General features: G+C 72.6%; 18 protein-coding genes. 13 read left to right on the top strand and 5 right to left on the bottom strand.

Features of this window, described 5'->3' with window-relative positions; genetic code table 11:
• Positions 1-172: 172 nt before the first annotated feature.
• Positions 173-2,434: a DEAD/DEAH box helicase gene (locus tag ACWD4A_RS11045; RefSeq protein ID WP_451192194.1), complete on the bottom strand. Its 2,262-nt coding sequence runs from the start codon at positions 2,432-2,434 to the stop codon at positions 173-175.
• Between the two features lie 517 nt (positions 2,435-2,951).
• On the opposite strand from ACWD4A_RS11045, the gene ACWD4A_RS11040 reads away from it, so the two are divergent.
• Positions 2,952-3,698: a ferritin-like fold-containing protein gene (locus ACWD4A_RS11040; RefSeq protein ID WP_451192192.1), complete on the top strand. Its 747-nt coding sequence runs from the start codon at positions 2,952-2,954 to the stop codon at positions 3,696-3,698.
• Between the two features lie 64 nt (positions 3,699-3,762).
• On the opposite strand, the gene ACWD4A_RS11035 is transcribed toward ACWD4A_RS11040, so the two are convergent.
• From ACWD4A_RS11035 to ACWD4A_RS11020, 4 genes are all read right to left on the bottom strand, one after another.
• Positions 3,763-4,041, bottom strand: a complete 279-nt coding sequence (locus tag ACWD4A_RS11035; protein ID WP_451192190.1) for a hypothetical protein — start codon at positions 4,039-4,041, stop codon at positions 3,763-3,765.
• Positions 4,042-4,250: 209 nt separating this feature from the next.
• Positions 4,251-4,478 (bottom strand): DUF3107 domain-containing protein, encoded by a 228-nt coding sequence (locus tag ACWD4A_RS11030; RefSeq protein ID WP_451192188.1) that lies wholly within the window; start codon positions 4,476-4,478, stop codon positions 4,251-4,253.
• 126 nt (positions 4,479-4,604) lie between these two features.
• Positions 4,605-5,240, bottom strand: a complete 636-nt coding sequence (locus ACWD4A_RS11025; protein ID WP_451192186.1) for a TetR/AcrR family transcriptional regulator — start codon at positions 5,238-5,240, stop codon at positions 4,605-4,607.
• Between the two features lie 186 nt (positions 5,241-5,426).
• Positions 5,427-5,648, bottom strand: a complete 222-nt coding sequence (locus ACWD4A_RS11020; protein WP_451192185.1) for a hypothetical protein — start codon at positions 5,646-5,648, stop codon at positions 5,427-5,429.
• 132 nt (positions 5,649-5,780) lie between these two features.
• Between ACWD4A_RS11020 and ACWD4A_RS11015 the strand changes: the two genes are divergently transcribed.
• From ACWD4A_RS11015 to moeZ, 12 genes are all read left to right on the top strand, one after another.
• Positions 5,781-6,767 carry an alpha/beta fold hydrolase gene (locus ACWD4A_RS11015; RefSeq protein WP_451192182.1) on the top strand — a complete coding sequence of 329 codons (987 nt, stop codon included), beginning with the start codon at positions 5,781-5,783 and terminating at the stop codon, positions 6,765-6,767.
• Entirely contained in the window at positions 6,760-8,037 is a 1,278-nt protein-coding gene (locus ACWD4A_RS11010) for a DUF3152 domain-containing protein (protein WP_451192179.1), read from the top strand. Before ACWD4A_RS11015 ends, ACWD4A_RS11010 begins: the two co-directional genes overlap by 8 nt.
• Positions 8,038-8,126: 89 nt before the next feature.
• The gene (locus ACWD4A_RS11005; RefSeq protein ID WP_451192177.1) at positions 8,127-8,300 is read left to right on the top strand and encodes an Ms4533A family Cys-rich leader peptide; all 174 of its coding nucleotides are present in this window, start codon (positions 8,127-8,129) and stop codon (positions 8,298-8,300) included.
• Between the two features lie 162 nt (positions 8,301-8,462).
• Positions 8,463-10,184: an ABC transporter substrate-binding protein gene (locus ACWD4A_RS11000; RefSeq protein ID WP_451192175.1), complete on the top strand. Its 1,722-nt coding sequence runs from the start codon at positions 8,463-8,465 to the stop codon at positions 10,182-10,184.
• The gene (locus ACWD4A_RS10995; protein WP_451192173.1) at positions 10,181-11,194 is read left to right on the top strand and encodes an ABC transporter permease; all 1,014 of its coding nucleotides are present in this window, start codon (positions 10,181-10,183) and stop codon (positions 11,192-11,194) included. The genes ACWD4A_RS11000 and ACWD4A_RS10995 overlap by 4 nt, the downstream gene beginning before the upstream one ends.
• Positions 11,191-12,180, top strand: coding sequence for an ABC transporter permease (locus ACWD4A_RS10990; RefSeq protein WP_451192172.1), 990 nt, complete (start codon positions 11,191-11,193; stop codon positions 12,178-12,180). Before ACWD4A_RS10995 ends, ACWD4A_RS10990 begins: the two co-directional genes overlap by 4 nt.
• Positions 12,177-13,817: an ABC transporter ATP-binding protein gene (locus ACWD4A_RS10985; RefSeq protein WP_451192170.1), complete on the top strand. Its 1,641-nt coding sequence runs from the start codon at positions 12,177-12,179 to the stop codon at positions 13,815-13,817. The genes ACWD4A_RS10990 and ACWD4A_RS10985 overlap by 4 nt, the downstream gene beginning before the upstream one ends.
• Before the next feature lie 169 nt (positions 13,818-13,986).
• Complete coding sequence (locus tag ACWD4A_RS10980; RefSeq protein WP_451192168.1) at positions 13,987-15,585, top strand: DUF3492 domain-containing protein; 1,599 nt, start codon at positions 13,987-13,989, stop codon at positions 15,583-15,585.
• Positions 15,582-16,700, top strand: coding sequence for a hypothetical protein (locus ACWD4A_RS10975; protein ID WP_451192167.1), 1,119 nt, complete (start codon positions 15,582-15,584; stop codon positions 16,698-16,700). Before ACWD4A_RS10980 ends, ACWD4A_RS10975 begins: the two co-directional genes overlap by 4 nt.
• A gap of 46 nt (positions 16,701-16,746) precedes the next feature.
• The gene (locus ACWD4A_RS10970) at positions 16,747-17,661 is read left to right on the top strand and encodes an NAD-dependent epimerase/dehydratase family protein (RefSeq protein ID WP_451192165.1); all 915 of its coding nucleotides are present in this window, start codon (positions 16,747-16,749) and stop codon (positions 17,659-17,661) included.
• A complete protein-coding gene (locus ACWD4A_RS10965) occupies positions 17,658-18,428 on the top strand; it encodes a spherulation-specific family 4 protein (RefSeq protein WP_451192215.1) in 771 nt (256 codons plus the stop codon). The genes ACWD4A_RS10970 and ACWD4A_RS10965 overlap by 4 nt, the downstream gene beginning before the upstream one ends.
• Positions 18,429-18,507: 79 nt before the next feature.
• Positions 18,508-19,686, top strand: a complete 1,179-nt coding sequence (gene moeZ, locus ACWD4A_RS10960) for an adenylyltransferase/sulfurtransferase MoeZ (RefSeq protein WP_451192163.1) — start codon at positions 18,508-18,510, stop codon at positions 19,684-19,686.
• Positions 19,687-19,757 lie beyond the last annotated feature (71 nt).

The following is a 19,757-nucleotide window of genomic DNA, read 5'->3' as shown; positions in this document are numbered from 1 at the left end:
ACGGGCTGGATTGTGCGGACCGCAGCCTGCAATTCAGCCCGTCCGGCGTTTGAGGACAAGCGGCGCAGCCGCTTTGGGGGTCCGGGGGTCTCCCCCGGAAAACACCCGCCGGGTACGGCGACGGCCGGTCACCCCGGAGTGGGGTGACCGGCCGTCGCGGAGCGAGAAGGCATCAGCCCTCGGCGACAACCTTGGCCGCAGCCGTCTTACGGGTGCGCTTCGGCTTCGCCGGAGCCTCCGCATCGCCCTCGACCTTGGGAGCGGCAGCCTTGCGCGTCCGCTTCGGCTTGGCCGGAGCCTCGGCATCCACCTCGGCCTTGGGGGCGGCCGTCTTGCGGGTGCGCTTCGGCTTGACCTCGGCGGTCTCCGCAGCCTCGGCCGCGACCTCGGTCTTGGGGGCGGCGGCCTTGCGGGTGCGCTTCGGCTTGACCTCGGTGGTCTCCGTGACCTCGGCCTCGACCGCAGCCTTGGGAGCAGCGGCCTTGCGGGTCCGCTTCGGCTTGACCTCAGCAGTCTCCGCGACCTCGGCCTCGGCCTTGGGGGCGGCCGTCTTGCGGGTGCGCTTCGGCTTGACCTCGGCGGTCTCCGCAGCCTCGGCCGCGACCTCGGTCTTGGGAGCGGCGGCCTTGCGCGTGCGCTTCGGCTTGGTCTCCGGAGCCACCTCGACGGTGTCGACGGTCTCGACGACGGCCTCGGCGGCCTTGGGAGCGGCCGCCTTCCGCGTCCGCTTCGGCCGCGCCGGAGCGGACTCCGTGGCCTGCGCCGGGATCGTGGTGGCCGCCAGGGCCGCCGCCGCGGTCTCGACGGTCTGGAAGTCGACCGTGTCGACGGCCTTCGGCCGGACGATGCGCGCACGGCGACGGGGAGCAGCAGCCGGGGCCGGGGCCGGAGCGGCGGCCTTCACCTGCGGAGCAGGAGCGGCGGGAGCGGCAGGCGCCACCGGAGCCGGAGCCTCGGCCTTCGCCGCCGGAGCGGCAGCGGCGGCGGAACCCGCGCCGGTGCGCGTACGCCGACGGCGCCGCGGCTTCGCCGGGGTCTCGGGCGCACCCGTGGCCGACGGCTCGGCGGCGGGCTCGGCGACGGTCGGCTCGACGACGGCCGTCTGCGTGGCCGGTGCCTCGGCGCCCGCCGACGCACCGCCGCGCGTACGGCGGCGCTGACGCGGCGTGCGGGTGCGCTCGGGGCGCTCCTCCACGGGTGCCGCGGCCGCCTTCGGGCCACGGCCGCGGCCGCCACGGCCGCCCGTCTCGCCCAGGTCCTCGATCTCCTCCGCGGCGAGCCCGGCGAGGGTCCGCTCGGAGCGCGGCAGGATGCCCTTGGTGCCCGCGGGGATGTTCAGCAGCTCGTAGAGGTGCGGGGACGTGGAGTACGTCTCCTCGGGCTCGTCGAACGACAGCTCGAGCGCCTTGTTGATCAGCTTCCAGCGCGGGACGTCGTCCCAGTCGACGAGCGTGACGGCCGTGCCCGACTTGCCCGCGCGGCCCGTACGGCCGATGCGGTGCAGGTAGGTCTTCTCGTCCTCGGGCGACTGGTAGTTGACGACGTGGGTGACGTCGTCGACGTCGATGCCGCGCGCGGCGACGTCGGTGCAGACCAGGACGTCGACCTTGCCGTTGCGGAAGGCGCGCAGCGCCTGCTCGCGGGCGCCCTGGCCGAGGTCGCCGTGGACCGCGCCGGAGGCGAAGCCGCGGCGCGAGAGCTGGTCGGCGATGTCGGCGGCCGTGCGCTTCGTACGGCAGAAGATCATCGCGCGGTTGCGGCCCTCCGCCTGCAGGATGCGGGCGACCATCTCCGGCTTGTCCATGTTGTGGGCGCGGAAGACGTGCTGGGTGATGTTGGCGTGCGTCTGGCCCTCGTCGTCCGGCGAGGTGGCGCGGATGTGCGTGGGCTGCGACATGTAACGCCGCGCGAGACCGATGACGGCGCCCGGCATGGTCGCCGAGAAGAGCATCGTCTGGCGCTTGGCCGGCAGCATCGTGATGATGCGCTCGACGTCGGGGAGGAAGCCCAGGTCGAGCATCTCGTCGGCCTCGTCGAGGACGAGGGCCTTGACGTGCGCGAGGCTGAGCTTCTTCTGGCCGGCGAGGTCGAGCAGTCGGCCCGGGGTGCCGACGACGACGTCGACGCCCTTCTTCAGCGCCTCGACCTGCGGCTCGTAGGCACGGCCGCCGTAGATCGCCTGGACCCGCACATTGCGGACCTTGCCGGCGGTGAGGAGGTCATTGGTGACCTGCTGGCACAGCTCACGGGTGGGGACGACCACGAGCGCCTGCGGGGCGTCGGTGAGCTGCTCGGGCTTGGCCCGGCCCGCCTCGACGTCCGCGGGGACGACGACGCGGTCCAGCAGGGGCAGGCCGAAGCCCAGCGTCTTGCCGGTGCCGGTCTTGGCCTGGCCGATGACGTCGGAGCCCGAGAGGGCCACCGGGAGCGTCATCTCCTGGATGGGAAAGGGGTGCACGATGCCGACGGCTTCGAGGGCTTCGGCGGTCTCGGGAAGAATCCCGATTTCTCGGAAGGTGGAGAGAGTAGACAGGATCTTGCCTCTTCTGTGAGACGCGGCGTGAGGCGGCGGAGGGGGTCGTACGTACCGCGCCGGGGTTGCCGTCCGGCCTGGGGAAGCCGGACTGAGGCGCGGGACCACTGCCTTCGCTCATGCACACGTGCCGCGAGCGGATCCCTCCAGGCGCGTACGACTCGTACGTGCCGCGCGGAGGGCGGTCGGTTTTGGAAGCCGATCGGGCCACCGACCGGGCATCCGCTGGGATCCGGGGGCCGGGCGAGTGACACCACCGGAAGACACAGCATGGGACAGCCCGCCGAATACTCGGCAGGCGCATTACCACTGTACCCCGGAAACGCGCATGTGTGTCCGGACAATCCTTCGGACAGATCCGGATGAAGTGGCTGACCAGGGCCTTCCCCTGATCGCGAGGCGGGCTATTGTGCGCTCCATGGAGACGCCCGACAACGCTGAGAACGCCACCGAGCCCACCGCGGCACACACCGGAATCGCCGCCCAGGACTGGTCCCGGGCCTCCGCCGACCCGCAGTACCGGGCGGCGGTCGTGGACCTGCTGGGCGCCCTCGCCTATGGCGAGCTGGCCGCCTTCGAGCGGCTCGCGGAGGACGCCAAGCTGGCGCCCTCGCTGGACGACAAGGCCGAGCTGGCGAAGATGGCCTCGGCGGAGTTCCAGCACTTCCAGCGGCTGCGCGACCGGCTCGCGGCCATCGACGTGGAGCCGACCGGCGCGATGCAGCCCTTCGCCGCGGCCCTGGACGAGTTCCACCGCCAGACGGCGCCCTCGGACTGGCTGGAAGGCCTGGTCAAGGCGTACGTCGGCGACTCGATCGCCAGTGACTTCTACCGCGAGGTGGCCGCCCGCCTCGACTCCGACACCCGCGCGCTGGTGCTGGCCGTCCTCGACGACACCGGCCACGCGAGCTTCGCGATCGAGAAGGTGCGCGCCGCGATCGAGGCGGAGCCCCGCGTCGGCGGCAGGCTCGCGCTGTGGGCACGGCGGCTGATGGGCGAGGCGCTCTCGCAGGCGCAGCGCGTGGTCGCCGACCGTGACGCGCTGTCGACGATGCTGGTCGGCGGGGTCGCCGACGGCTTCGACCTCGCCGAGGTCGGCAAGATGTTCTCCCGGATCACCGAGGCGCACACCAAGCGCATGGCCGCACTGGGCCTCGCGGCCTGAGCCGCCCCGCCCGTCCGGCCGCGTGGGGCGCACGGCGCGCCTCCCGGAGCCGGGCGGGCCCGGGTCAGGCCGTGGCTGATCGGCGCGGCCGGTCGCCCTGCCGGACCAGCAGGGACAACAGGGCCACGGACACGCCGAGCGAGACGGCCAGGACGGCCGGGGTGTGCCCGGGGCCCAGCACGGAGTGGGCGATCAGGGCGCCGAAGAGCGCGGCGACCGGACCCGTGGCCAGGGCCAGGCTCCTGGGGCGGAACTGCCCGTAGCGCGCAGGCAGCCAGCGCAGGGCTCCGTACGAGACGGCGAGGCCGACGAGGACCGAGCCGAGCGCTTCCCAGAGGATCATGGTCACTTCCTCCCGTGCTGACAACGAGGCGGAACGAGGGGCAGGTGCAAATCGGTCGAAGCCGTACTACCCCTCGGGGACACCCGGCAACCCTCCGCCCGGCCCCTCCGTGGGGCATGGCCACGGCCCCCGCCACCGGCTACGACAACGGCGGGGCCCCGGTGATTCCGCACCGGGGCCCCGCCGTCGTCGCACTCGGTCCGCGTGGCTCAGACCGCGGTGAAACCGACCTTGCGGGTGGTCGGCTCACCGATCTCCACATAGGCCAGCCGGTCGGCCGGCACCAGGACCTTGCGGCCGTGGTCGTCCACCAGGCTCAGCAGCTGAGACTTGCCGCCCAGCGCGTCGGCAACCGCACGCTCGACCTCTTCGGCAGACTGCCCGCTCTCGAGAACGATCTCGCGGGGCGCGTGCTGCACGCCGATCTTGACCTCCACGGTTCTTGTCCCTCCGAAGGTTTGGGTTCCCATACGTCCCACACACTAGCCCGGCGGGGGCGCCCGCTGAGCGGCCGCTTCCACGCTGGCAGCGAACAACCGACGGGGGCGCGGTCCGCGCCGCGGCTAGTGCTCGGCGTTGCTCTTCGGGAAGCCCGCGATGCCGCGCCAGGCCAGCGAGGTCAGCAGCTGCACCGCGGTGTCGCGCGGGACGCTGCTCTCGCTGGACAGCCAGTAGCGGGCGACGACCTGGGAGACCCCGCCGAGGCCCACGGCCAGCAGCATCGCCTCGTCCTTGGACAGCCCGGTGTCCTCGGCGATCACATCGCTGATCTCCTGGGCGCACTCCAGCGACACCTTGTCGACCCGCTCTCGCACGGCCGGCTCGTTGGTGAGGTCGGACTCGAAGACCAGCCGGAAGGCGCCGCCCTCGTCCTCCACGTACGCGAAGTAGGCGTCCATGGTGGCCGCCACGCGCAGCTTGTTGTCGTTCGTGGAGGCGAGCGCGGTGCGGACCGCGGTCAGCAGGGCCTCGCAGTGCTGGTCCAGCAGGGCCAGGTAGAGGTCCAGCTTGCCGGGGAAGTGCTGGTAGAGGACCGGCTTGCTGACACCGGCACGCTCGGCGATGTCGTCCATCGCCGCCGCGTGGTAACCCTGCGCGACAAAGACTTCCTGGGCCGCGCCCAGCAGCTGGTTGCGTCGGGCCCGGCGCGGCAGACGCGTGCCTCGCGGCCGCGCCTCGGTCTGCTCGATGGCTGTCACGCCGCCTCCCATGATCGTTCCCTGCACGGTGTGCACCGCGCCCGCCATCGTACTTTTCGGTAACCGAACCGTGCGTGGTCGGAGCGGAGAATTTCATGTACCGGACGCTGTGGGAAGTCAACAAAATTCCGACAATTGACGCGCAACTCACTCCGGCCCCCGGCGCGGGCCGTGCGGTGGCACCCCTCAGCGGTAGTCGTCCTCGTCCAGTTCCACGACCCGGGCCTGCTCGGCGACGTCGGCCTCGTTGGCGCTGTCCGGGTCGACGGCGGACGGCGGATCGTCCCGGCGCGGCGCGACATCGGCATGCTGCTCGGCGGCGTCCGCCTCCGGGGCCTCGACATCGAACTCCGCGACGTCCACATCGTCCACGTCGAAGGTCTCCGGGTCGGACGGGTCAACGGGCATGCGGTACCCCTTCCAGGGAGGAAGCCCTCTTACTCCGTGGTACGAGCCTAGGAGAGCTGGACCCGCGACGCCAGGCGATCTGTGACGCCCGCCACAGAAACCCGGGCGTGATCGTCTCGTAACATTGCCCGCATGTCTTCGACCGAGTCGCCCGACGCCCGCGCCGTTCCCGTGGTGCCACCGGGCCGGCCCTCCTGGGTCAGCCGGGGGGAGGCGGTCCGCGCGGTGACCCTGCCCGGCGTCGGCCTGGCGGTGCGGTCCCGGGCGCCCCTGCAGGAAGGGCTGCCGCCCGCGCTCTGCGTGCACGGCCTCGGCGGCTCCTCGCAGAACTGGTCCGCGCTCATGGACCGGCTCGCCGGTCACGTCGACGCCGAGGCCCTCGACCTGCCCGGCTTCGGCGACGCGCCGCCGCCGGACGACGGCGACTTCTCCCTCACCGGCCACGCCCGGGTGGTCATCCGCTACCTCGACGCGAGTGGGCGCGGCCCCGTCCACCTCCTCGGCAACTCCATGGGCGGCGCGGTGGCCACCCGGGTCGCCGCCGTCCGCCCCGACCTGGTGCGCACGCTCACCCTGATCTCGCCCGCCCTGCCCGAGCTGCGCCCGCAGCGCACGGCGATGCCCACCGGGCTGCTCGCCGTGCCGGGCCTCGCCGCCCTCTTCGCGCGCGCCACCAAGGACTGGACGCCCGAGCGGCGCACGCGCGAGGTGCTGGCGCTCTGCTACGGGGACCCCGGACGGGTGACGCCCGAGGAGTTCGAACGGGCCGTCGCGGAGTTCGAGCGGCGACTCGAACTGCCCTACTTCTGGGACGCCATGACGCGCGGTGCCCGGGGCATCGTCGACGCCTACACCCTCGGTGGCCAGCATTCGCTGTGGCGTCAGGCGGAGAAGGTGCTTGCCCCTACGCTGCTCGTCTACGGAAAGCGCGACCAGCTCGTCTCCTTCCGCATGGCCCGCCGCGCGAGCAAGACTTTCCGCGACTCGCGGTTGCTGACACTTCTGGAATCAGGACATGTCGCCATGATGGAGGACCCGGACGCGGTGGCTCGTGCCTTCCGCGACCTCCTCGCGGACACCGCCACGACTGCTGAACGGAGCGCTACGCCTCGTGGGTAAACACAGCGCACGCGCCTCCCACACCCCTCACCGGCCCCCGGCCACCGATACCGGGCAGAGCACCGGCCGCCGCCGGGCCTCGCCCGGCGAGGGGACCGAGGCCACCGAGGAGCCCTCCCCGGAGGGTGTCTGTACCGGGCCGGCGTACGGGGCCGGGGAGGCCGTGCGCGAGGACCGTCCCGCTCCGCAGGCGCACGGCGTCGGCTGGGGTGTCATCGGGGTGCAACGGGGTCAGGTTCTTGTGGCAGGCTCTGAGCCTTCCTACAGCGAGCCCTCCTACAGCTCGGGACACGCCACTGAATACGCGCCCGCTCACCAGTCTTCCCAGCGCACCGGCGGATATGCGCCCGCTCCGTCCGCGCAGGGCGGCGAGCCGCCCGCTGCCGCCGTCGGCCACGCGCGCGTGCCCGCGCAGCGGCCGGAGGTGACCGCCGTGCCGTCGCGGCGCAGAGCCGCCCCCGCCAAGTCGGGCCAGGGCGTGGCACGGACCGCCACGGGCGTCGCGGCGGCGCTGGTGACCGCCGTGCTCGCCGTGATCGTCGCAGGTCAGGTCGAGGACAGCACGGACAGCAAGGCGCAGGCGCGGTCCGCGGACGTCGAGCGGGCCGGCGCGGACGCCGCGTCCCGCTCCGACAGCAGGCCGACCCCGAAGGGTGCCGCGCCGACCCCGGCCTCGTACGAGCAGCAGATGGCCCAGAAGTACCCCCTGGACGAAAAGGCCCACGGATCGGGTGACTTCGAGACCGTGGGCGGCCATGACAGGGCCCCCGGTAAGGGTGAAGTGCTCCGTTACCGCGTTGACGTGGAGAAGGGGCTCCCGCTGGACGGCCGGCTCTTCGCCACGGCCGTCCAGCGGACCCTGAACGACGACCGCAGCTGGGGCCACGGCGGCACCCGTACGTTCGAACGTGTCTCCTCCGGCCACGCCGACTTCGTGGTCACGCTGGCCACCCCCGGCACCACGGCCGCCTGGTGCGCCAAGTCGGGTCTGGACACCACGGAGGACAACGTCTCCTGCGACTCCGCCGCGACCGACCGGGTCATGATCAACGCCTATCGCTGGGCGCAGGGCGCCCAGACCTACGGCGACAAGATGCACATGTACCGGCAGATGCTGATCAACCACGAGGTCGGCCACCGTCTCGGGCACGACCACGAGAGCTGCCCCAAGCAGGGCGCGCTGGCGCCGGTGATGATGCAGCAGACCAAATTCCTCAAGACGGACGGCCTGACCTGCCGGCCGAACCCCTGGCCCTATCCCGGCGAATGACACGCCCCGGCAGATGACCGGAAGGGTCTGTTCCGACGAATATCCGGAAGGCTGGATACCGTCAGACAGTTCCGCCCATTAGTGATCCAATGTCTCACTTCGCGGAACATCTCATCTCTGCCTTTGAGACACCTTTGCCACTGGGCGAAAATTCGTCCAATGTTCTGCGCATGTCGCACCGCCCCGCCTCCGAGAACGCCGGCTTCGAGCTGGCGCTGATCGGCGTGGCCGCGCACGCAGTCGCCGACATTCTCTGTCGCTGAGACCGTTCTCATCCCCCCGCGCACTACCGCGTTGCGCGTTCGCGCATTAGCGTCGCGTCCGCCGGGGGCGGTCCTGCGGCCCGTCACGTGCTCTTCAACCGCCTTCCGTGGGTGCTTCAACTCGCTTTCGTACCAGTCCTCCCCGCGAAAGGCTCATTTGTCATGCGTCAACTTCCCGCCATATCCCGCCGCGTCGCCGCGGCCGCCGTCAGTGTGGTCCTCCTCGGTGGCGCGGCGGCGTGCGGTCCGGAGAAGAGCGGCGACAGCAAGGGCGGCGGCGCCGACGGCGCGCCGAAGAAGGGCGGCACCCTGACCGTCCTCAACAGACAGCCGCAGAAGCAGTTCGACCCCGCCCGGCTCTACACCTCCGGCGGCGGCAACGTCCCCTCCCTCGTCTTCCGCACGCTGACCACCCGGCACCGCGCCAATGGCGCCGAGGGCACCAAGGTCGTCCCCGACCTCGCCACGGACACCGGCACGCCGAGCGACGACGCCAAGGTGTGGACGTTCAAGCTCAAGGACGGGCTGAAGTACGAGGACGGCTCGCCCATCACCACCGCCGACATCAAGTACGGCATCGAGCGCTCCTTCGCCCCCGAACTCTCCGGCGGCGCCCCCTACCTGCGCGACTGGCTGGTCGGCGGCGAGAAGTACCAGGGCATCTACAAGGAGAAGAAGGGCCTCGACTCGATCGAGACCCCGGACGCGAAGACGATCGTCTTCCATCTGCGCAAGTCCGAGGGCGACTTCCCCTTCGTCGCCACCCAGACCCAGTTCGCCCCGGTGCCCAAGGCCAAGGACACCGGCGCCAAGTACGCCGAGCACCCGGTCTCGTCCGGTCCGTACAAGGTCGTCAAGAACACCAACGACGGCGAGCACCTGGTGCTGGACCGCAACCCCAACTGGTCGGAGGACACCGACAAGGAGCGCCACGCCTACCCCGACACCATCGACGTGCAGGCGGGCCTGAACTCCGCGGTCATCAACCAGCGGCTCTCGTCCGGCCAGGGCACCGACGCGGCCGCGGTCACCACCGACAACAACCTCGGCCCGGCCGAACTCGCCCAGGTCACCGGCGACAAGAAGCTCGCCGACCGGGTCGGCACCGGCCACTTCGGCTACACTAACTACCTCGCCTTCAACCCCAAGGCGAAGCCGTTCGACAACCCCAAGGTCCGCCAGGCCATCGCGTACGCCATCAACCGCACCAGCGTGGTGAACGCCGCGGGCGGCTCCTCGCTCGCCGAGCCGGCGACGACCTTCCTGCCCAACCAGAAGTCCTTCGGCTACACGCCCTACGACCACTTCCCGGCGGGCGCGACCGGCAACCCGGACAAGGCCAAGGAGCTGCTGAAGGAGGCCGGTTACGAGAACGGCCTGGAGATCACCCTCACCCACTCCACCGCGCAGGACTTCGAGACCAGCCCGGAGATCGCCACGGCGATCCAGGCGGCGCTCAAGCAGGCGGGCATCACGGTCAAGCTCCAGGGCCTGGAGTTCAACGACTACGACGAGAAGGTCCACCAGGTCAAGACGCAGCCGGACCTCTTCCTCGCGCACTGGGGTGCCGACTGGCCGTCCGGCGGGCCCTTCCTCGCCCCGATCTTCGACGGCCGGCAGATCGTCCAGGACGGCTCGAACTACAACTCCGCGCAGCTCGACGACTCCAAGGTCAACGACGAGATCGACGGCATCAACAAGGTGACGGACCTCGCCGCCGCGGCCAAGCGCTGGGGCGCCCTCGACCGGTCGATCGGTGAGCAGGCCCTGACCGTGCCGCTGTTCCACCCGGTCTACAAGCGCCTCTTCGGCAAGGACGTCAAGAACGTCGTCATCAGCGACTGGACCGGCGTCCTCGACATCTCGCAGGTCTCGGTCAAGTGACGGACCTCATCGGCACCAAGGAACCGGAGGCGGTGACTCCAGCCGGAGTCGCCACCTCCGGCGCCCGGCAGGTGTGGCGGCGGCTGCGCGCGCGCAAGTCCGCGCTCGTGGCCGCCGCCGTGCTGGGCCTGCTCATCCTCCTCGCCCTCGGCGCGCCCCTGCTGGCCGCGCTGGAGGGCCAGGACGTCAACGCCTACCACGACACCCTCGTCGACTCCGCGCGCGGCGGCGTGCCGCTCGGCTCCTTCGGCGGCATCAGCGCCGACCACTGGCTCGGCGTCGAACCGGGCACCGGGCGCGACCTGTTCGTGCGCCTCCTCTACGGTGCGCGGGTCTCGCTGATGGTCGCCGTCGGCGCGACGCTCGTGCAGGTCGCCGTCGCCGTCGTCGTGGGAGTCGCCGCCGCGCTCGGCAACCGCTTCGTGGACAGCTTCCTCAGCCGGATCACCGAGGTGATGATCGCGCTGCCCCTGCTGGTCTTCGCGATCGCCCTGACGGCCGTCGTCCCCACCGACTTCCCCCGGCCCCTGCTGCTCGTCATCGTGATCGGCCTGATCGCCTGGGGCTCCCTGGCCCGCGTCGTCCGTGCCCAGGCGCTGAGCCTGAAGAAGCTCGACTACGTGTCGGCCGCACGGCTGGCCGGTGGCTCGACCTGGCGCGTCGCCCGGCGCGAACTGCTGCCCGGCATCGCCGCACCCGTGATCACCTACGCGGTCTACCTGCTGCCCTCCAACATCGTCCTGGAGGCGTCCATGTCGTTCCTCGGCGTCGGCGTGAAGCCTCCCACCCCCTCCTGGGGCCAGATGCTCTCCTCGGCCACCACATGGTTCCGCGCGGACCCGACGTACGTGGTGCTCCCGGCGCTGCTGCTGTTCGTCACCACGCTCGCCTTCACCGTGCTCGGCGACGCCGTGCGCGTCGCGCTCGACCCGCGCGTCGCGTCCCGGCTGCGCGTCGGCCGCACCAAGGCGCGCAAGACCACCGCGCCCACGGAGGGAGGGACGGCATGAGCCTCTACTTCCTGCGCCGCGCACTCGGCGCCGTCCTCGTGCTGCTGGTGATCTCCGTGGTCATCTACGCGACCTTCTACATCGCCCCCGGCGACCCCGCGAAGCTCGCGTGCGGACCGCGCTGCAGCCCCGAACAGCTCCGGCAGGTCCGGGAGCAACTGAGCCTCGACGACCCGGTGTACCTGCAGTACTGGCACTTCCTGCAGGGCATCTTCGTCGGGCACGACTACTCCACCGGCACCGGCGTGATGCACTGCGACGCGCCCTGCTTCGGCCTGTCGTACCAGAACGACCAGCAGGTCACCGAGCTGATCGCGCAGCGGCTGCCCGCCACCGTCTCCCTCGCGGTCGGCGCGATGGTCCTGACACTGGTGCTGGGCATCGGCACCGGCCTGCTGTCCGTCGTCCGGCGCGGCGGCGTGGTCGAGCGCGCGCTCACCTGGCTCACCCTCGCCGGCATCGCGACCCCGGTCTTCATCAGCGGACTCGCGCTGCTGATGATTTTCTGCGCGTATCTGGAGTGGCTGCCCTTCCCGTCCTATGTGGCGCTGACCGACGACCCCGAGCAGTGGGCCTGGAACATGCTGCTGCCCTGGATCGCGCTCGCCCTGCTCGAAGCATCCAAGTACGCCCGGATGACCCGCAGTTCCATGCTGGAGACCCTCGCGGAGGACCACGTCCGCACCTTCCGCGCCTACGGCGTCTCCGAACGCGCCATCGTCGGCAAGCACGCGCTGCGCGGCGCGACCGCACCCGTCATCGCGATGGCGGCCGTCGACTTCGGGTCGATGCTGGGCGGCACGATGCTCACCGAGACGATGTTCGGCCTGCCCGGCATCGGACAACTGCTGGTGCACTCCGTACAGACCGTCGACCTGCCGGTCGTCGTCGCGATCGTCATGGTCATCGGCGCCGCCGTGGTGGTCGCCAACATCATCGGCGACGTGCTCTACGCCGCCGCCGACCGGAGGGTGGCCCTGCGATGACCGAACCCCTGGTGAAGGTCACCGACCTCGCCGTCTCCTTCCCGGCGGGCGACGGCTTCGTCCGCGCCGTGGACGGGCTCTCCTTCGAGCTCGCCCCCGGCGGGGCGCTCGCCCTTGTCGGCGAGTCCGGTTCGGGCAAGAGCACCGTCGCCTTCGGACTCCTCGGGCTGCACCGCTCCACCGGCGCGCGCGTCACCGGCGGCGTCCGGGTCGCGGGGCACGACGTGCTCGCCGCCGACGACGCCGAACTCCGGCGCGTACGCGGCGGGGTGGCGGCCATGGTCTTCCAGGACCCGCTCTCCTCGCTCGACCCCTACCAGGCCGTCGGCGACCAGATCGCCGAGGTCTACCGCGTCCACCGGCGCGACGCGTCCCGGCGGGCCGCCCGCGCCCGCGCCACCGAGGTCCTCGACCGCGTCGGCATCCCGGACGCCGCCCGCCGCGCCCGCTCCCGCCCGCACGAGTTCAGCGGCGGCATGCGCCAGCGGGCCCTCATCGCCATGGCGCTCGCCTGCGAACCCCGCCTCCTGATCGCCGACGAACCCACCACCGCCCTCGACGTCACCGTGCAGGCCCAGATCCTCGATCTGCTGCGCGAGTTGCGCGCCGAGACCGGCATGGGGCTGATCCTGGTCACCCACGACCTGGGGGTCGCCGCCGACAGCGTCGACGACCTGCTGGTGATGAAGGACGGCCGCGCCGTCGAACGCGGTCCGGTCCGTGCGGTGCTGGAAGCGCCCGCCGAGCCGTACACGCGCGACCTGTTGGCGGCCGTCCCGCGGATAAACGTCCGTCGTTCGGGGACACGCGCCGACACCACCGAAGGCGCCGGCGGGACCGACGGCACGGACGGCACCGTCCTGCTCGAAGCCACCGGCCTCACCCGCCGGTTCGGACGCCGCAAGGGGATCGTCACCGCCGTGGACGGCATCTCGCTGACCGTACGGGCGGGCGAGACCGTCGGCGTCGTGGGCGAGTCCGGCAGCGGCAAGACGACGCTCGGCCGGATGCTCGTCCGCCTGCTGGAGCCCACCGGCGGCGAACTGCGCTACCAGGGACGCGACATCGGCGCACTGAGCGACCGCGAACTGCGGCCGTTCCGCAGCGAGCTGCAGATGGTCTTCCAGGACCCCGTCTCCTCGCTCAACCCCCGGCGCAGCATCGGCGAGTCCATCGCCGACCCGCTGCGCGTCGCCGGGAAGCTGGACGACGCCGGGATCACCGCCCGGGTGCGGGAACTCCTGGAGCGGGTGGGGCTCGACCCCGACGCGTACCACCGCTACCCGCACGAGTTCAGCGGCGGCCAGCGGCAGCGCGTCGGCATCGCGCGGGCGCTCGCGCCCGAGCCCAAGCTGATCGTCTGCGACGAGCCGGTGTCCGCGCTGGACGTCACCACCCAGGCGCAGGTCGTCAAGCTGCTCGGCGAGCTCCAGCGCGACCTGGGGCTGGCGCTCGTCTTCATCGCCCACGACCTGGCCGTCGTCCGCCAGGTCAGTGACCGGCTGGTCGTGATGCGCGGCGGCCGGATCGTGGAGGAGGGACCCGCGGACTCCGTGTACGAGAAGCCGCAGCATCCCTACACGCAGGGCCTGCTCGCGGCGGTCCCACGGCTCGAACAGGCCGAAGCCGCCGCATAGCGCTAAGCAACGCCCCATCTCGCGGAAAGTCACCTCTGTTCACCCCTTCCGGTGGCGCGACGGACAACCGTCCGTCGCGCCCCGTGGCGGCGCGCATAGCGTGCTCCCGCTGCCGTTCGGCGGCAGCCCGGCGTGGCCACAGTGGACAGACGGGGGTGCATACGTGCGTGTGGGACTCCTCACGGAGGGTGGGTATCCGTATGCCGCGGGTGAGGGAGGCCAGTGGTGCGACCAGCTGGTGCGCGGGCTGGCGGGGCACGAGTTCGAGATCTACGCCCTGAGCCGCGGCGCCCGCCAGGAGCGCTGCGGGTGGTACGGACTGCCGGAGCAGGTCCGGCGGGTGCGCACCGCCCCGCTCTGGGGCGACCCTCCGGAAGCCCTGGACGGAGCCGCGGGGGGAGCGGGGCGCGCGTACGGCAAACGCGAACGGCAGCGGTTCGGCGAGCACTTCGGAGAGCTCGCGACGGCCATCGGCTCGGTCGGTGCGCCCCCCTCCGACCCGGCCGGCGACTCCGGTCCCCCCGGCCCCTCCGGTGATCAGGCGTACCGTTTCGCCGACGCTCTCCACGGCCTCGCCGACCTCGCCCGCGAAGCGGGCGGACTCGGTCCGGCCCTCCGCTCCGAGCAGGCGCTGCGCACCCTGGAGTCGGCCTGCCGCGCGCCCGGCGCACACCCGGCGGTCTACGGCACGCGGGTCGCCGATCTGCTCGCCGCCTCCGCCCTCCTGGAGCGCGCGCTGCGGCCCCTGTCCCTCGACTGGTACGGCGCCGCCGACGGCGACCGCGGGCTCGCCGCCGTCGACCTCTGCCACGCCACCTCGGCGGGGCCCGCCGCGCTCCCGGGCCTGCTGGCCAAACGCTTCTTCGGTACCCCGCTCCTCGTCACCGAGTACGAGGTCCGGCTGCGCGCCTACTACCTGAACAGCGCTGCCAGCGCCGCAGGCCTCTCGCTGCCCGTGCGCACCCTGCTCGCCGCCTTCCACCGGCTGCTCACCGCCGAGGTCTACCGCTGCGCCGACCTCATCACCCCCGGCGACGCCCAGGTGCGCCGCTGGCAGGAGCGCTGCGGAGCCGACCGCGAACGGCTGCGCACCGTGCCCCCCGGCGTCGATGAGCGGCCCTACGAGGAGGTCGGCGAAGGCGCGGAGGGCACCGTCGTCGACGACGGGCGGACCCTGGTCTGGGCGGGCGGCCGCACCGAACCCCATCTGTGGGAGGCCCTCGACATAGTGCGCGAGGCCGAGCCCGGCGTACGGCTGCGCGTCATCGGCACCCCGCTCCCCGGCCAACAGGCCCCGGACGGCGTCTCCTTCGAGGACCTCCCGAGCCCCGAGACCTACGCGGCGGGCAGCGTCGTCCTCGCCGGAGCCGCGGACGGCTTCCCGCTGCCCCTGGTGGAAGCGATGTTCTGCGCCCGCGCCACCGTCTCGCCCGACGCCGGGACCGTGCGCGAAGTCATCGGCGGCACCGGCCTCGTCGTCCCGCCCCGCGCCCCCAGGGAGCTCGCCGACGCCTGCCTCGCCCTGCTGCGCGACCCCGAGCGGCGCGCCCGCCTCGGCGCCGCCGCACGGGCCCGAGCCCTTGAACTCTTCACCGTGGAACGGCATGTGACGGCCTTCGGCGCCCTCTACCTCGAACTCATCTCGCACACGCCCCCACGGCAGGACACCCCCGCGGACCCCTCCGTCCCCTTCGCCCGCGCCGCCGGGGCCCACCCGCCGGTCTCCCTCTCGTCGCGCCCGGCACCCACCTGGGCGGGCCGCCGATGAGCACGCCCCTGCGCGACGGCAACGCCCCTACCTCCACCGGCATACCCCCCGCCGGCACCACGCCACCGGAGACGCCCGCCGACCCGGTGAAGGCACTCCTGCACCACCACCGCGACCTGTGCGTCCGGGCGGTCGACCCGCTGGAGATCGCCGCGGTCCTGGAGGCCCGGGGCATCGCCGACCGTGCCGCGGCCGACTGCCGCCACCGCGACGTGTTCGCCCTGTCCGAGGAGCTCTACGCCCGCGTGCGGCGCGAAGACGCCTCACCCGGCCCCCCGCCGGGCCACGGGCGGGACCACGGCGGACGGGCGGCACTCCGCACGGCGCCGCCCGCGTACGCCCCGCGCACGGACGCCTGGTGGACCGCCGGACGGCTCGCCGCCCTCTGGCTGGTCGCCTACGCGCTCCTCGGCGACCCCCTGCTCACCGCCCTGCTCGACGGCCGCCCGGCCGGCGAACTCGACCTCTCCCACGCCCTGTCGGCCGCCGCCCCGACCGCCCTCGCCCTGGCCTGCGCCGCGGCCGTCGCGGTCCGGTGCGCCCACCGGTACACCGAGCGTGTACGCCACGTGCTGCTGGACAGCCGGACCCTCGACGAGTTCCGCACGCGCGCGTGGCCCGCCCTGGTGACGGCCACCGGGCTGTTCCTCGGCGCCCTGCTCGCGCTCCTGTGGGCCCTGCACACGGCCCTCGACGCCCGTACGCCCCCGGACCCGGCGACCCCGCTGGCCGCGGCGACCGCGCTCGGCGTGCTGCTCTTCCTCGCCCGGCTGACGGCCCTGTGCGGCCACGCCAGGGCCGCCGCGGCCGCCGTGCTCGCCGCCTGCGCGGCCGAAGCCGTACCGCTGCTCGGCGCGTGGCTCACGGGAGGCGCCGTGCCCCCCGCCGCGGCGGGCGCGCACGGAGCCGCCGTCATACCCCTCGTGGCGTGCGCCGCCCCCGCGCTCGCCCTGCTGGCCCACGCACTCCCCGCGCTGTCCCGGGCCTCCGCCCACCGGCGCGGGGCGCCCGCGACCGGCCCCACCGACCCCGCCGAGCCGGCCCCGCCCAGGGAGACCCCGGCCAGGCGTCCGCACCCCGAGCCGCACACCCCGTCAGAGGAGCAAGGAAGATGACCGTTCACCCCACCCGCACCGCCGGGCGAGAGCGAGGGCGCGACCGATGAGGGTCCTGTTGCTCGGCGCCAACGGCTACATCGGCCGTTACGTGGCCGACCGGCTGCTCGCCGACCCCGCCGTCCAGCTCACCGCCCTCGGACGCGGCGACGACGCGGACGTCCGCTTCGACCTCGCCAGCGGCAGCCCCGGCGCGCTCACCCGGTTCCTCAACGCCGTCCACCCCGGCGTGGTGATCAACTGTGCGGGCGCCACCCGCGGCGGCGCCCGCGACCTCACCCGGCACAACACCGTCGCCGTCGCCACCGTCTGCGAATCGCTGCGCCGCAGCGGCTGCGGCGCGCGCCTCGTCCAGGTGGGCTGCTCCTCCGAGTACGGGCCCTCGCAGCCCGGTTCCTCCACCGCAGAGGACGCCGTGCCGCGCCCCGGCGGCCCGTACGGCGTCAGCAAGCTCGCCGCCACCGAGCTCGTGCTCGGCTCCGGTCTCGACGCCATCGTGCTCCGGGTCTTCTCGCCCGTCGGCCCCGGCACACCCGCCGGATCGCCCCTCGGGCGGCTCGCCGACGCCATGCGGCGCGCCATGCAGAGCGGCGACAGCGAGCTCAAACTCAGCGGCCTCGGCGTGCAGCGGGACTTCGTCGACGTGCGCGACGTGGCCCGCGCCGTGCACGCCGCGTCCCTCTCCGCCGCCCAGGGCGCCGTCAACATCGGCACCGGCCGCGCCGTCCGCCTGCGGGACGCCGCGTCCCTGCTGGCCAGAGTGGCGGGCTTCGGCGGCGCCCTCCACGAGCTGGACGACCCGCACTTGGGCACCCCGCCCGCGTACCCCTACCCGGACGGCTGCGGCAGCTGGCAGCAGGCCGACGTCCGCACCGCACGCGACCGGCTCGGCTGGCGCCCGAGGATCAATCTGGAGGAGTCCCTGGCCGACATCTGGATGGAGGCCGCGTGTCGCATCTGAGCCCCTCGGGCCACCGCCGCGCGGCACCCGTCGCCGCGCGGCCGCCGCGCCTCGGGGTGCCGGGCTTCGCCCACCCCCTGCTCGCGCCCGCCGAGTGGGGCCAGCTCGTCCGCGCCGACGTGCCCGTCGACTGGGTGGTGTTCGGCGCCGGGACCCTCGGCACGCCCGGCGGGGCGTCCGGCGGTCCCGGCGCCCGCCCGGACCCGCACCGCCTCGCGGCCGCCGTCCGGTTGCGCGAGGCGCGCGTGCGGGTGCTGGGCCACCTCGACGCGGGCTTCGGCGGGCGTCCCTTCGAGGAGTTGCTCTCCGAGGCGCAGCGCTACCTCAACTGGTACCGGGTGGACGGCTTCCTGCTGGACGCCGCCCCCACGGACCCGGCCGCGCTCCCCGGCACCCGGCGCACCGTCACCGCCCTCCGCACACTGGTCGACCGCGCGTACGTGGTGCTCCAGCACGGCACCCACCCCTGCTCCGGCTACGCGGGCCTCGCCGACCAGTTGGTCACCTTCCGCGGGCCGTGGTCCGCGTACCGCTGGGCGCGGGTGCCCGAGTGGACGGCGGGCCACCCGCCCGAGCGCTTCTGCCACTTGGTGCACGGGGTGCCCGGGTCCTGTCTGGACGAGGCCCTGGGTCTCGCCCGTGGGCAGCGCGCGGGCACGGTCTACGTCACCGACCGCTCCGACGGCGACGGGGCCGACCCCTGGGAGGTGCTGCCCGGCTACTGGGACGATCTCGTCTCGCGCATCGGACCTGGTGTCTCGGAATGAGACGGGGCGTGGCAGTGTTACGCCGAAGAGCGCCCCGCGCGTGCGGGGACGACCCTTCCGTCCGACCTACGGAGACCCCGTGTCGCTGCCACCCCTAGTAGAGCCGGCTGCCGAGCTCACCGTTGACGAGGTTCGCAGGTACTCCCGCCACCTGATCATCCCGGATGTGGGGATGGACGGGCAGAAGCGGCTGAAGAACGCCAAGGTGCTCTGTGTGGGCGCCGGCGGCCTGGGGTCACCGGCGCTGATGTATCTGGCGGCGGCGGGTGTCGGCACGCTCGGCATCGTGGAGTTCGACGAGGTCGACGAGTCCAACCTGCAGCGGCAGATCATCCACAGCCAGGCCGACATCGGCCGGTCCAAGGCGGAGTCCGCCCGGGACTCGGTGCTGGGGATCAACCCCTATGTGAACGTCGTCCTCCACCAGGAGCGCCTGGAGGCGGAGAACGTCAAGGAGATCTTCTCCCAGTACGACCTGATCGTGGACGGCACGGACAACTTCGCCACCCGCTATCTCGTCAACGACGCCTGTGTGCTGCTGAACAAGCCGTACGTGTGGGGTTCGATCTACCGCTTCGACGGCCAGGCGTCGGTCTTCTGGTCCGAGCACGGCCCCTGCTACCGCTGCCTCTACCCGGAGCCCCCGCCGCCGGGCATGGTGCCGTCCTGCGCCGAGGGCGGCGTGCTGGGCGTGCTGTGCGCCTCGATCGGCTCGATCCAGGTCAACGAGGCGATCAAGCTGCTGGCCGGCATAGGCGAGCCGCTGGTGGGCCGACTGATGATCTACGACGCCCTGGAGATGACCTACCGGCAGGTGAAGATCCGCAAGGACCCCGACTGCGCGGTCTGCGGCGAGAACCCGACGGTCACCGAGCTCATCGACTACGAGGCGTTCTGCGGTGTGGTGTCGGAGGAGGCCCAGGAGGCGGCCGCCGGTTCCACGATCACTCCCAAGCAGCTCAAGGAGTGGATCGACGGCGGCGAGACGATCGACATCATCGACGTCCGCGAGCCCAACGAGTACGAGATCGTCTCCATCCCGGGCGCCCGGCTGATCCCGAAGAACGAGTTCCTGATGGGCACGGCCCTCCAGGACCTGCCGCAGGACAAGCGGATCGTCCTGCACTGCAAGACGGGTGTCCGCTCCGCGGAGGTCCTGGCGGTGCTCAAGGCCGCGGGCTTCGCCGACGCGGTGCACGTGGGCGGCGGCGTCATCGGCTGGGTCCACCAGATCGAGCCGCAGAAGCCGGTGTACTGACCTGCCGGTGTACTGACTTCCCGCGTTTCCGGGCGCCGGGCGGGCCGTTTTCTCCGGCCCGCCCGGCGCCC

This window comes from Streptomyces sp. NPDC002537, assembly GCF_053594975.1.
The sequence above is the reverse complement of the archived record's forward strand: the minus strand, read 5'-3'. Positions and strand labels throughout refer to the sequence as shown.